The following is a 14,184-nucleotide window of genomic DNA, read 5'->3' on the forward strand; positions in this document are numbered from 1 at the left end:
TTGTAGAATGAAGAGGGTATGCTTGTCAGGTTTTTCTATTTCCCGGGAAATATCGACATGTAAAATAAAAAACAAATTAACATAAAATTAACTGTAGCTTTAAGCTAGTTTAATATATTGTAAGATTATTCTGGTTACAATAAAGGTAAATGAATGTAGATATGAAATGATAGAAGGAAGTGGTTATTTGAAGAGAGTTTTTATTGGTTTTAGCTTCATGTTGATTCTATCCTTTGCTTTATCAGAACATATTCATGCAAAGGGCTTCGGAAAAGATATCACGGTAAAAGTGATGTCCTATAATATTCATCATGCCGTTGGTTTGGATAATGAGTTAAGCTTACCAAGCATTGCAAATGTGATTAAAGAGACAAATGCTGATATTATTGCTATTCAGGAGGTTGATCGATATTTTGGGGAACGAAGCCAATTTGTAGATCAAGCAAGAGAATTAGCAAAATTAGTAGGATACCATTATACATTTGGAGCTAATTTAAATTTAAAGCCAGCCCCCGGACAAGTAGAAAATAGACAATATGGCACAGCTATACTTAGTAAGTATCCAATTATAGATTCGAAGAATATACATTTATCTAGTGATGGGGAGCAAAGAGGTTTACTAATAGGTAAGGTTAATGTAAGGGGAGTACATCTTACTGTTTTTAATACGCATTTAGGTTTAAGTCATGTAGAAAGAATGGGACAGGTGGAAGAAATTATAGGAATTTCCTCCTATTATAATGAACCAACCGTATTAATGGGGGACCTGAATGCAGAACCTAAAAGTAAAGAATTAGAACGTTTACAGACAGGGCTAAACGTTGTAGATACATTTAAAGATGTAGTTGAAGCTAATACGTATCCCGTTCTCCATCCAACGAAGCGTATAGATTATATTCTAACTTCATCAGATGTGACATATAAAAATTCCAACGTACATTATTCTGAATCATCCGACCACCTTCCGATAGTAGTAGATATCACATTAAAACGATAATGGCTATTTAATTGCAGATTGAGCCGCCTTCCATGGGTATCAGCTGTTGCTGTCCTCGTAGGAATCGTTGGCTCCTTTTATTTGCTTTCAATTATTAACAGAGAATTTTATAAGAGTGTCATTTACATCGATGGAGGATGCATTTTATTATGCAGTGTTTTTCTAAAAGTTCTTCTCAATAAACGGAGAACGGTACTAATATTGGACCGTTTTGTATTAGTCTAGGAAATTAATAGGAAATTATAAAATTTGAGCTTGTGGATAAATAGGAGCGTGTTGAACCGCGTCCAGCTCCAACACCCAGAAATTAGGAGACTTTACGAATCACCCTAATCTAAGTCAGCATCGGCTCACAAACTCACCGTGATTCCTTTATCTCTGTTGATTCGCTCAAGTCCTTACGTTTCTAATCGGGCGCTTGCACTTTTGTATAATAATTGTTTATTAAATTAAGAGAATTGTATAATAGCAGTACACTATAGATTTTTTAACTGGAGGTGAGGATTTTGCATGCAAAAGAAGTTATTTCTAGGTTAAGTGATCGAAAACCTACCATCTTAGGTAGTGAAAAATTTCATGAGTTCGCTATATTACTTCCTTTAGTTGATATAAGTAATGAAACACATCTTGTTTTTGAAGTCCGTTCGAAAAAAATGCGTCAGCAACCGGGTGACATTTGCTTTCCAGGCGGAAGGGTTGAAAAAGACGATATAAATGAAAGACAATGTGCTATACGTGAAACTGCTGAAGAATTAGGAATACGTGAGGAGGAAATTGACGATGTTATTCCATTAGATTATATGGTATCAGACTTTGGAAGAATTATTTATCCTTTTGTTGGACGGCTTAAGAAACCAGAAGGAATAGAAGCTAATCGTTCAGAGGTAGAAGAAGTTTTTACGGTACCACTTCAATACTTTCTTGAAACAGAACCTGAGGTTTACAAAGTGAATTTTCAAGTGATTCCTGAAGCAAATTTTCCGTATGACTTAATTCAAGGTGGTAAGAAATATGATTGGAAAGTTCGTCAACTAGATGAGCTGTTTTATCAATATAATGATAAAGTAATATGGGGATTAACCGCAAGAATTTTAGCGCATTTTATTCACTTACTTCAAGCAAATCAATCTTAAATAAATGAAGTAGCAGCAAGCCTCCCAGCTTTCTATAAACGATGGGAGGCTTGCTGCTACTAGTGTTTTACGGGGCTCGTGTGTTTGTTCATTAATCCATTGATAATATAAATGACTATTTCGTTCTATTCACATGCGCTGCACTAAAGCTTGGAAGTAGCTAAGTATGCTGATGCGCTATATCGCCGATATTGTCTTTGCAAGACGCAACTAAATATCAAAATCAATAAATTGGTGACATAAACGGGTGAGCATGATAAAATAATGACCGTAGTCAAATTATGACTATGGTCATTATTGTGGAGGTGATTTATGTGTTACGAGAAGCTAGAAAAAAAGAGCTAAAAGAAAAGATTTTCTTCGAGTCTATTCGTTTGTTTTCTGAAAAAGGTATTGATGAAGTCAGTGTTTCTGAAATTACCAAAGCATGTGGGATTGCAAAAGGAACGTTTTACAATTATTTTTCTACGAAGGAATCTGTTCTTTTATTTGTTGGACAATCGCAAATGGATCGGATAACTAATATCCAAGAGAGTTTAGATATGGACGTAAAACAGAAAATCATCACATTATTTACTGATTTAACGACGAGGTATGAAGAATACCCAAAATTAATGAAATTTGCTGTAGCCGAATTGTTCAAAACCTCGGGAATTATTGATGATGAAATGAATGCGGTTCAACAACTTAAAGACCTGTTAATGAATCTATTAAAGGAAGAAATAGAACGAGAACATATTAAAGTTCATGTCGAACTTGAAGATATTGCTTCTATTCTCTTAGGCACGTACTTTACATCGGTGATGATGTGGGTACATCATGAACAATCCGTAACGACACTTCTTCAAAGTGTGAACCGAAGAGTTTCACTGCTTCTCGAACAATTTATTATGAATAAGGAGGAGGATCAATGATATTCTTTTCGATCATTTCTTGTCTCATATTGCTTCTACTAGCCTTCATTCACGTTTATTGGGCATTTGGGGGAACAAAAGGAATAAGTGCCGTCATACCTCAAGATGTTCATAATCATCACAAGTTTACCCCCGGGAAATGGGTAACACTCTTAGTGGCTGTTTGCCTTTTTAGTTCATGCTTCATCTTAGGCATTCAAAGCTCACTTATCCCATTTGTAAAGCAAACGAAGCTAGTTAGTATCCTTTGTTTTTTCTGTTTTCTCGTTTTTGCTCTTAGAGGCATCGGTGACTTTAATTATGTAGGTTTATTTAAAAAAGTACGAAGGACTTCTTTTTCTAAAATGGATACGATTGCCTATACGCCCCTTTGTCTTTTTCTTAGTTTTACATTTATTTATGTTTTAATGACAAAATAGGAGGAAAATTTGTATATGAAAAAAGTAATTATTTTAGGTGGGGGAATTGCTGGATTAAGTACAGCCATAGCACTTCAACGACTTGGAATGAATGTACAAGTGTTTGAGAAGGCACTAAAACTAGAACCTGTAGGAGCAGGAATTATTTTAGCACCTAACGTTATCCGTATTTTTGAGGAATGGGGGATAACACAAAAATTAAAAAAACATGGTCAGTTCATAAACCGTTTTGTTATTTCCTCTGATAAAGGGAAAACGTTATCAAAGCTTAATGAAAGTCTATTTCCTGAACAAACAATCGCTATTCACCGTGCAGATTTACACCATATTCTTCTAGAGGAATTAAAATCAGTCCCTGTTTACTTTGGAAAGAAAGCTGTTGAATGTCGTCAGCATCGACATGGAGTCACCGTGTTAATGAATGATGGTGAAGAAGTCAAAGGGGACATGTTAATCGCGGCAGATGGAATTCATTCTGTTATTCGCAAGCAATTGCTGCCGAATATATCACTTCGTTACGCTGGCTATACTTGTTGGCGAGGAGTTACCCAAATAGACAACCACATGAATTTAAACGCTGAACTTCATGAACTATGGGGACCGAATGGACGCTTTGGTTATTTACCGATATCTAAAACAAAGGCATACTGGTACATGCTTATTAACACTCGGCCAAATGATCACCTTATATCTAATTATTTTCTTTCAGATTTGATCAAACGCCTAGAAAACTACCCACAGCATGTTACTGACTTCGTAAAGCTTATCGAAAATAATCATGTCCTAAAACATGATATCTATGATATTCCTACAATCGACCAATATGTTTTTGACAATATTGCTCTTATTGGAGACGCAGCTCATGCTATGACACCAAACTTAGGACAAGGCGCATGTCAAGGAATTGAAGATGCCTACATCCTAGGCATGTCTTTATTCAATCATCCAGATAGTGGATTACAAGCTTATCAGAAAGAGAGAGTAGATAGAGCAAATAAAATCAGCAAGATTTCCAGACGAGTAGGGATTATGGCGCAATTCGAGCACCCTTTCCTTTGTCGTATTCGTAATTTAATGATGAAAACGACTCCTCAAGCTTTTTACCGTAAGCAAAATCAATTTATATATAATTATCGCTATGAATATAGTACTTGAATCTGGGAAATTTAACGTACTTCCGAAAGAAGTCTCCATCCTCAAGCGTGTGAAATGCGTAGCCCAACGGTAAGGGGGAGATGAGTTTCGGTTGGGCGACAGCCCAAAGGCCTTTTTTTCCTTTTTTGTTCAAAGCACAATCAAATAGTGAATGATCGAAATTCATCAATTCCTATAAAAGTTCCAGTTCAAGATTTAGCAAGAGGGATTTTCCTCATGTTCGTAAAAAGTTATGGAAAGAAATGTTTTGGTCAAGAAGCTTGTGTTTGTTGACGACTGGCGGTTCGCCTATTGAAGTAGTAAAAAAATATAGAAACGTATGAAAGCCTAAAAGCTGATAAAGAAGCATGGAAAACGGTAAAACATCCTACTCCTGCCAATTACAAAAAAGAATACGAATGGCTAAAAGAAGTCGATTCATTAGCGTTGGCAAACGCTCAACTAAACGTAGATAAGGCATATAAAGCCTTCTTCAAAGGGAATGCCAAGTTCCCAAAATTCAAAAGCAAACACCATAAACAAAGCTACACAACGAATGTCGTCAATAGAAATATTCAGTTGTTGGATGGTCATATCAAATTACCTAAATTAAAAATGGTCAAAATCAAGCAACATCGAGCAATTCCTTCGGAGTACAACATCAAATCTTGTACCTTGTCTATGACTTCATCAGGAAAATACTATATTTCGATTCTTACAGAGTACGAGAAGGAGATAAAAAGGAAGGAAATTGAAAAAGTTGTTGGCTTAGATTTTTCAATGGGTGAGAAAGCCAATTATCCTAAGTTTTATCGACAAATACTTAATAAATTAGCAAAAGAACAACGTAAACTTTCTCGTAAAAAGAAAGGCTCTGCAAATTGGAATAAACAACGTATTCGAGTAGCTAAAATTCAAGAGAAAGTTGCCAATCAACGCAAAAACTTTCTTCACCATAAATCAAAGGAGTTAGTGTCTAACTTCGATGCTGTTGTGATTGAAGATTTAGACATGAAAGGAATGTCACAAGCACTTAAATTCGGTAAAAGCGTAGCTGATAATGGATGGGGAATGTTCCCTTCTTTCTTACAGTACAAACTAAAAGAACAAGGGAAACAACTTATCAAAATTTAAATGGTTCCCATCTACCAAAACTTGTTCGAGTTGCGGAAATACCCAACCAATGCCTATAGAAATTAGAACATACGCTTGTTCGTGTGGGCTAAATCTCGATAGAGATTATAATTCAGCGCTTAATATCAGAAAAGAAGGCATTCGCTTATTAGCAAGTGCCTAATAAAATATAAACTCTTGGAACAAGAGGGTTAGCTTGGTCCATTTCGTCAGCTACTAAAAGTGGCGATTACCCAAGAAACCCCCACTTCAAGCAATCCGTAAGGGTGGTAAGTGGTGGGAGTAGTTCACTTAATTGCATTGGCATGTAGAATGATAGTTTGAAAAAAATAGGACATCTCCTTTTCTAGAATACTGAAGTCTGGTAACGACAAATTATCTTTTAAGGTTCATGTCCTTCGTTCTATTCGCTACTCGTCAGAAGGAGCTACCCGAAGTCTTTCTTATTCAACTAGAGAAACAGCAGTACGTCAGCACAGGTTGGCTAACCAATGTGCTCGCGGAAAAGCGACGTATATATCCAGAGCAGCTATCAGATCTAGCTGTTGTCTGATCAAAACAATTTTGTCTCCGTCTTGTCCCACATATAACCTTGTAGGAATATCCCTCTTCAAGTAATAATGGGACATCAATATGGATGAGTTGGGGACCAACTGCCAGTAGATGTCCGATTGATTCAAGGGCCTTTAGGTCATACCCTTATGGTACGAACCATCCGTGCTGGATAAACAATAACCCCCACGGAGTGAAGTTTCACTTTATATGGAAGGAGTATACCGTTTGTTCCTGGTATGTTTCATTTGGCTCTAAAAGAATGGATGGGAACTGCTTGTGATGGAGAGAGGCTGGAGTTCCTTGTGTTTCGAAGCATACTCCCATGTACTTGTCAGCGAATCCGTTGGCTAACTTCATATCTTTTTCCAAAGTATTTGCTGTATATAGCACCATTCCTGGTTGGCTTGTAGTAATATTCATCACTCGGCCGGATTTTTTTTCGGTTACCTGTATATTTCCAATCCCATCAAACAGAAAGTAATGGTCATAGCCACCACTTGCAATCTCATGCTGTTCAGAAGGAGTCAACATGCCGTCTGCTAGATAACGCCCATTGCGGAAGTTAAAAGTTGTCTGTTTGACATCGAGCTGTTTTCCGGTTGGAATTAATTCATGATCTAGTTCAATAAATGAATCACTATTAAATGCCACAACATGATTTTTCACGCTGTGTTTTGCATTTCCATTTAAGTTAAAATAGCTATGATTCGTTAAAGCGACTGGAGTTGTGTTATCGGTAGTTGCATGGTAATGAATCGTGAGTTCATTTCTATTTGTTAACGTGTATGTCACAGCTACAGACACATTACCCGGAAATTCATTACTACCTGCTGTATTATGCGTCAGCTTCACACCAACAGTATCGTCTGTTTGCAATGGTTGGACATCCCAGATCACCTGGTGAAATCCGTTTGCACCACTATGAAGGTGATGAAGCCCGTGATTCTTCTCCAGTAAATACTCCTTGCCATTGAGCTGAAAGGAAGCACCTTGAATCCTACCAGCTACTGGACCAACCAATGCACCAAAAAAAGCAGGATTGATTTTATAATCTGTATAATTTTTAAATCCTAGTACGACATTTTCTATATTACCATCTCGATCCGGAACCATTATTTTTGTGATGATACCGCCATAATTTAAGAGACTAACGGACATTCGCTTGTCATTTATTAATGTATATTCTTTCCATTTTTCTGTAACTGCTTTAGTTAGTATGTTCATATTGTATCGTCACTTCTATTTAGTGAGTTGATAAAACGTAAGAATTGCTCTTTGTTTTTAAATACGCCTGCATCTTCAAGGGCTTTAGTGAACTTCTTTCCTAGTTCTTCCATGATAATGGATAATGCTTCATTTTTATCTTTAATAGAACCATATGTTTCTTTCAATTGTTTACTCCATGCTTGATGATAATCCGCAATATGGCACGCTTCATCAAGCAGATATTTTTTAATCTCTGCTAATTCTTCCTTTAATCGAGCTGGTAATACAGCTAGCCCCATTACTTCAATTAGTCCAATATTCTCTTTTTTTATATGATGAACATCAGCATGGGGGTGAAAGATTCCCATGGGATGTTCGTCAGAGGTGCGATTGTTCCGTAGGACAAGATCCAATTCATGGACGCCGTTAGTATGTAGTCTAGCAATTGGAGTAATCGTATTATGAGAAATGTTATTTGAAAAGGCATAGATAGAGGCGGATTCGTCTGTATATCCTTTCCATGATTCCAGCACAAAATTAGCTGCTGCTATTAATTGTTCTTTGTTTTTACTTTGCAACCGAATAACAGATAACGGCCATTTCAATACGGAACATAATACATGTTTAAATGGATCTAATGCAAAGGTAAAAGCATCTTCTGCTTGCGCCATGGCAAACTTATAATTGCCTGCTTGATAATGATCATGACCTAAAATGGAACCACCGACGATTGGTAAATCAGCGTTTGATCCAATAAAGTAGTGGGGAAACATTTCGGTAAATTGTACCAAACGTTCAAATGCCTGTTTATCTATTTTCATATTGCGATGTTCTTCTGCAAGTAAGATACTATGTTCATTATAATAAACATACGGTGAATATTGGAGATACCAATTCTCTTTCAATAATGGCACCCGTATTACACGATGGTTGGCACGTGCTGGGTAGCCCACACGTCCAGCATACCCTTCATTTTCAATACATAACACACATTTAGGATAGTTTAGGTCTTGCTTTAATTCTCTTTCCCGTTTAATCTCCTTAGGGTCTTTTTCTGGTTTGGAAAGATTAATAGTAATATCCATTTTTCCGTAAGGTGTATTTGTTTTAAAATGAATATTTTTCTGTATTCGTTTCAATTGAATATAATTACTGTTTTGACTTAACTGGTAAAAATAATCCGTGGCTACTTGCGGTGATTGTTCGTATTTTGCGTAAAACGTTCTATTGATATCGGATGGACGAGCCATAAAACAGTTCATGATGGAAGCAGCCAGCATTTCTTTCTCTTCAAAAATATCTTCTATTACTTGATGGCGAGCTGCATACTCTACAATGCTTTCTAGCAAATTAGGTATGGAATCCTCTATCGATGGAATGGTATCTTCTGGGAAGTTGGTTAGGTTAAGTAAATGCATGACTTGATTTCTAACATAGATTTGATCATGTTCCTCAATGAAACCAATGGTAAGAGCTTGCTTAATTAGTCTCGAAAGTTGTTGGTAAATCATGATTCTTTTCATCCCCCTTCATAACCGTTCGGATGTGTCGTATGCCATTTCCAAGCGTCGCTTAAAATAGTTTCAATCGAAGTTCGCATTGGCTTCCATCCCAATACTTCCTTAGCTTTTTTGGAGCTAGCAATTAGGACAGCCGGATCACCAGCTCGTCGCTCTCCCGTTTTAACTGGAATGGATTTCCCTGTAATGCGTCGCGCTGAATCTATCATTTGTTTAACGGAAAATCCAGTATTGCTGCCAAGATTAAACACATCACTCTTACCGCCATTTTGTACATAATCAAGTGCTAGGATATGTGCTTGAATAAGGTCTTCGACATGGACATAATCGCGAATACAGGTACCATCGTCAGTATCATAATCTTCACCAAAGATCGTTATCGCATCCCGCTGTCCAAGTGCTACTTGTAAAATGATTGGCACAAGATGTGTCTCTGGACGGTGGTCCTCTCCGATCTCGGCTGTCTCTCGTGCGCCAGCTACATTAAAATATCGGAGTGATACAAAGTTAATTCCATGGGCTTTGGCCGTCCATTCTATTAATCTCTCCATTGTACGCTTCGTTTCGCCATAGACATTAGTTGGATTTGTAGGCATCGTCTCTTGAATAGGGTTGATAGTAGCTTCGCCATATGTGGCAGCAGTTGAAGAGAACACAATATGCTTGACTCCATACTCTACCATGACTTGCAATAAGACTTGTGTACCATAGACATTATTATCAAAATAGAGTAAGGGCTTTTCCATAGATTCACCAACTAAAGAGTTCGCAGCAAAATGTATGACTGCATCAACGGATTCCTTTTTGAAAACGTCAATTAAAAAGTTAATGTCTCTAATATCCCCCTTATAAAAGGTTGCCATTGGATGTATCGCTTTGGAATGACCTGTTTGTAAATTGTCTATGACAACTACATCTTTACCTTGATCGATTAATTGATATACTGCATGAGAGCCAATATAACCCGCTCCTCCTAATACTAAAATACGCAATTAAAGCACTCCTTCGCTTAGTTCTTTTGCTCCATCTTCCATAACTGCTGTATAAAACGTCGCATTGTATCCAACAGTGTTGACATATATTTTATTAATACGATTTATAATCAAATCAGCTTTGTCCTTTTTTACAATTGCTATTGCACAACCACCAAAACCTGCACCTGTCATACGAGCTCCTAATACACCTTCCTGACCCCAGGCAGCTTCAACGACAGTATCTAATTCTAAACCAGTCACTTCATAATCTTGTTGAAGCGATTGATGTGATGCATTCATTAATTCTCCAAACTGCTGTAGATCATGTTCTTGTAGGCTTTGCACTGCATCTAATGTTCTAGCATTTTCATAGACAACATGCCTTGCCCGTTTTTGGATAACTTTGTTCCTAATTACATGCTTATTTGCATCAAAATCTTCACGGGTCAGTTCACAAAGAGTTTGAATGGGGAGCTTACTCTGTAACGCTTTTAATGCATGTTCGCATTCGGAACGACGTTGATTATATTTTGAACTAGCAAGTTGGCGATGTTTATTTGTGTTTATAATTAGGATGACATAGTTTTCTAAATGTAACGGAGCGTATTTGTATTCAAGACTTTGGCAATTCAATAGAATCGCCTGCCCTGTTTTTCCCATACCGATTGCAAATTGATCCATAATGCCGCTATTAACTCCTATAAATGTATTCTCTACTTTTTGCCCTAATTGAATTAATTGCAAGCGGTTCACTTTTAATTGATACAAATTTTTTAATAGAATTCCAGTTACCATTTCTATCGAAGCAGAAGAAGAAAGGCCAGCTCTGTTTGGAATGTTTCCATAAAAGAGAATATCAGCACCGGTTTGAATATATTTGGTGTGCTCCCGTAGTAGCTGAATCATTCCTTTAGGATAATTCGCCCAATCATCTGCCGGATCAAAGATGAGCTGCGTAATATCACATGTTACAATCCCCTTTTCAGGAAAATTCATCGAATAAAAACGAAATTTCTTATCTTTTCGTCTTACTCCCAATGCATAAGTTCCAAATGACAAGGCAGCAGGCAGGACATAACCTCCATTATAATCGGTGTGTTCCCCAATAAGATTAATTCTTCCAGGTGCAAAAAATATCCGTGGTGTTGTTTCTGCATGAAAAATAGTATGAAATTCCTTTTTTAAGGCTTCAATGTTCATAAGTACCTCCTGTTGAATAAACGTATAAATAACGACGCAGAAATAGAAAAAAACCACTACAAAATAATTAATTAAATTAATTTATTTAATTCTACTATAATAAGTTATAATTTTCAAACATATATTTGTATATAATTAGTACCTGTTAGACAATTAAAGTTAGTAGTTATTATGCTATTTTCTACATAATTTTAAAGAAAAAGAATATTGACACAATTATATTAGCATGATAACATGTTTAAAAATTTAATAATTAATTAAGTTAATTAAGTTAATAATTCTTAGGTGAGAGGGGATGTCGGTTAGCGTGGATAATCAACAATTATTTGGATTAACAAATAAAGTAGCTGTTATTACAGGTGCTGCATCAGGGATCGGTTTAGCAACAGCTCGAATATTGGCTGAATTAGATTGTAAAGTGTTTATGCTTGATATTAATACAGAGGAGGGGAATTACCAGGCTGACAAAATTGTACAGGCTGGGGGTGATGCCGCTTTTTTACAATGTGATGTAACCTCTAATGAAGATTGCCAAGCTGTGGTTGCTATTATTGAAAGCGTTTCCGGTAATATAGATATATTATTTAATAATGCTGGTGTTATCCGAAGGAAAAATACGGTAGATCATACGGAATCTGATTGGGATCTTGTGATGGACGTATCGCTAAAAAGCGTGTTTTTACTATCTAAGTATGTAATCCCAATCATGCGTAATCATGGTGGAGGGAGCATTATTAATACAGGATCCGGCTGGGGATTAAAAGGAGGAGATGATGCCGCTTCTTATTGTGCAGCTAAGGGAGGAGTGGTGAATATGACTAAGGCAATGGCAATTGATCATGGAAAGGATAATATCCGTGTTAATTGTATATGTCCAGGTGATACAGACACACCGCTATTAAGAGGGGAGGCAGAGCAATTAAATGTTAATGACCAAGAATTTTTAGTGTCATCTGGGGTTAATCGACCGTTGCAACGAATTGGTACACCTGAGGATATTGCCAAAGGAGTACTATTTTTAGCTAGTGATCTATCTGCATGGGTGTCCGGAACCACTTTAGTCGTTGATGGTGGAGGATTGGCTTGAGTTCTATGAAGAGGCAATTCGTTTCTTGGGACGGGGGCTTATTTTCATGAATAAGCAGTTACAAATACGGTTTTTTGTATTCCTTTTGTAAGAATGTTTATCCCGCATATAACTGGCAGTAAGTCTCTCCACTTCAAGCAATAAAGAGAAACCAATATGGCTAAGTGAGGGAACAACTGCCAGTAAATGTCCGATTGGTTCACCTAACCATCCGTGGGGAAAAACCCCCCACGGATGGAAGCTTCACTTTATTCCGCATATAACTGGAAGTAAGTCCACCTTCAAGCAATAAAATAAAACTAATATGGGTAAGGGTGGGGTCAACTGCCAGTCAATGTCCGATTAGTTCAAATCTCTGTAGGTCATACCCTTGTGTGGTACTACCAATCAGTGGGAGATAAACAAGCTTCCAACTAATTGAAATGCTAGTTTAATAGGCTATTACAATTAATAATAAAGGAGAGTGTGCGCATGGTAAAAAAGTGTTTTTTTATAATGATTTGTTATTTATTCTTAGGAATTCTATTACTTGGTTGTCAAAGTGATAGTTCAAAAGCAGATAAAGACGATGCTGATAAAACAACAATCAAGCTTTGGAATAACGTTGCTGCGGGGAGAAGCTATTTTCCCATCTTAATCGAAAAATTTGAAAAAGAACATCCAGATATTAAGGTTGAACTTAATAATTTGAATGTTGAATCTAGTGAAGCAGAATACCAAGCAGCAATATCTGATCGTAATCTTCCTGATATATTTAGTACGGATGCCTTTACGTTAAATGAATTTGTAGATTTAGATCTTGTACATGAACTAAATGAGGTTTTTCCAAAAGACGTTCAATCGCAATACACGGAGGGAGTCTTTGATGAAGGGAATGCATCACTAAATGGAAATGTGTATTTGTTTCCGGTATACAAAGGTGGGACATATTATATGTTCTACAATAAACAAGTATTGAATGATCTTGGGATTGATGAAGTTCCGAAAACATGGAAGGAATTAAAGGAAGTGGGTATAGAAATATATGATCAATCCAATGGATCATCTTATGGTCTCATATTCGGTGGTCAGTCTGGTTGGTTAGTAAGGGCTGTAACACAATTAATGGCAACAGAGCTTTCACCAGAAAGTGGTTATGATTATGCAAATGGCGATTATAAATATGACACACAAGGATATGTAGAGACAATAAAATTGATGAAGGATTTATTGGATAGCAATGCTTTATCACCATCAACCATGGAAACAGATTCTACGGTAGCAAGAGAACTTTTTACTGCTGGTCAAGCAGCTTTTCTAATCGATGGGAATTGGACGGGTCAGTTACTTCATGAAAATGGATTTGATGACTGGGGAGTAGTTCCCTTACCCACAAAGAATCCAAATGGTCAGCAATATGGAGAATTTCGATTAGGTAGTAACGATGGTCTCTATGTATCTAAAGATACCGAGCATTGGGATGAAGTAAAACTATTTTTAGAATTTTTACAGGAAAATATATATCGCGAAATTCTCAAGGATGGTGAGCCATTGATTGCGAAGGAAGCGTCTGATATTAATGTCGAGCTACCATTTTCCGAAGTAAATGACATTGCGCAGATTTTCTCTGAGATGTCGGTTCGTGTCCCTAATCCGGTTGTTGTCAACCCGAAAACGCAAGAAGTACGCCTTGCGCTACAAAAGAACGCACCAGATAATGACGCAGGTTCTATTTTAATGGGCTACCTAACGGGACAGGTGGAAGATTTACAAGGAGCATTAACGGATTTCACGGATGACTATAATGCTGCTTTCACTAAGGCAATTCAAGAAAATGAAAATGTTTCTAGAGAGGATTTTCAATTTCCAAATTGGGTTCCGTATGAGCCCTATACAGAAAAAGAGTATCAAGAGTTGAAATAGAGTGGTTAG

11 protein-coding genes and 2 pseudogenes are annotated in these 14,184 nt (G+C 36.9%); 9 read left to right on the forward strand and 4 right to left on the reverse strand.

Annotation, left to right across the window (positions count from 1 at the left end; genetic code table 11):
* Positions 1-187: 187 nt before the first annotated feature.
* From Q1A47_RS03065 to Q1A47_RS03090, 7 genes and pseudogenes are all read left to right on the forward strand, one after another.
* Positions 188-997, forward strand: a complete 810-nt coding sequence (locus Q1A47_RS03065; protein ID WP_246484644.1) for an endonuclease/exonuclease/phosphatase family protein — start codon at positions 188-190, stop codon at positions 995-997.
* Between the two features lie 506 nt (positions 998-1,503).
* A complete protein-coding gene (locus Q1A47_RS03070; RefSeq protein WP_026682535.1) occupies positions 1,504-2,130 on the forward strand; it encodes a CoA pyrophosphatase in 627 nt (208 codons plus the stop codon).
* Positions 2,131-2,411: 281 nt separating this feature from the next.
* Entirely contained in the window at positions 2,412-3,044 is a 633-nt protein-coding gene (locus tag Q1A47_RS03075) for a TetR/AcrR family transcriptional regulator (RefSeq protein ID WP_080668741.1), read from the forward strand.
* Positions 3,041-3,463, forward strand: coding sequence for a DUF3995 domain-containing protein (locus Q1A47_RS20845; protein WP_026682534.1), 423 nt, complete (start codon positions 3,041-3,043; stop codon positions 3,461-3,463). Before Q1A47_RS03075 ends, Q1A47_RS20845 begins: the two co-directional genes overlap by 4 nt.
* 15 nt (positions 3,464-3,478) lie before the next feature.
* Entirely contained in the window at positions 3,479-4,618 is a 1,140-nt protein-coding gene (locus Q1A47_RS03080; RefSeq protein ID WP_166530152.1) for an FAD-dependent oxidoreductase, read from the forward strand.
* Positions 4,619-4,743: 125 nt separating this feature from the next.
* Positions 4,744-4,941 (forward strand): annotated as a pseudogene (locus Q1A47_RS03085) (transposase); the annotation flags it as partial.
* A pseudogene (locus Q1A47_RS03090) lies at positions 4,928-5,894 on the forward strand (transposase). The pseudogenes Q1A47_RS03085 and Q1A47_RS03090, both read left to right, overlap by 14 nt.
* A 590-nt stretch (positions 5,895-6,484) precedes the next feature.
* Here the strand turns inward: Q1A47_RS03090 and Q1A47_RS03095 are convergent.
* Genes Q1A47_RS03095 through Q1A47_RS03110 form a run of 4 tightly spaced genes read right to left on the reverse strand, consistent with a single transcriptional unit; the run spans position 6,485 to position 11,186 of the window.
* Positions 6,485-7,510, reverse strand: coding sequence for an aldose epimerase family protein (locus tag Q1A47_RS03095; protein WP_166530151.1), 1,026 nt, complete (start codon positions 7,508-7,510; stop codon positions 6,485-6,487).
* Complete coding sequence (locus tag Q1A47_RS03100; protein ID WP_026682531.1) at positions 7,507-9,003, reverse strand: UDP-glucose--hexose-1-phosphate uridylyltransferase; 1,497 nt, start codon at positions 9,001-9,003, stop codon at positions 7,507-7,509. Before Q1A47_RS03100 ends, Q1A47_RS03095 begins: the two co-directional genes overlap by 4 nt.
* Positions 9,004-9,011: 8 nt before the next feature.
* The gene (gene galE, locus Q1A47_RS03105) at positions 9,012-10,004 is read right to left on the reverse strand and encodes a UDP-glucose 4-epimerase GalE (RefSeq protein WP_026682530.1); all 993 of its coding nucleotides are present in this window, start codon (positions 10,002-10,004) and stop codon (positions 9,012-9,014) included.
* Complete coding sequence (locus Q1A47_RS03110; RefSeq protein ID WP_026682529.1) at positions 10,005-11,186, reverse strand: galactokinase; 1,182 nt, start codon at positions 11,184-11,186, stop codon at positions 10,005-10,007.
* A gap of 295 nt (positions 11,187-11,481) precedes the next feature.
* On the opposite strand from Q1A47_RS03110, the gene Q1A47_RS03115 reads away from it, so the two are divergent.
* Positions 11,482-12,273 (forward strand): SDR family NAD(P)-dependent oxidoreductase, encoded by a 792-nt coding sequence (locus tag Q1A47_RS03115; protein ID WP_034679513.1) that lies wholly within the window; start codon positions 11,482-11,484, stop codon positions 12,271-12,273.
* Positions 12,274-12,744: 471 nt separating this feature from the next.
* Entirely contained in the window at positions 12,745-14,175 is a 1,431-nt protein-coding gene (locus Q1A47_RS03120) for an ABC transporter substrate-binding protein (protein ID WP_166530150.1), read from the forward strand.
* The last annotated feature ends 9 nt before the right edge of the window (positions 14,176-14,184 follow it).

Source organism: uncultured Virgibacillus sp. (assembly GCF_947495635.1).
Taxonomy (GTDB): Bacteria; Bacillota; Bacilli; order Bacillales; family Amphibacillaceae; genus Virgibacillus; species Virgibacillus salarius.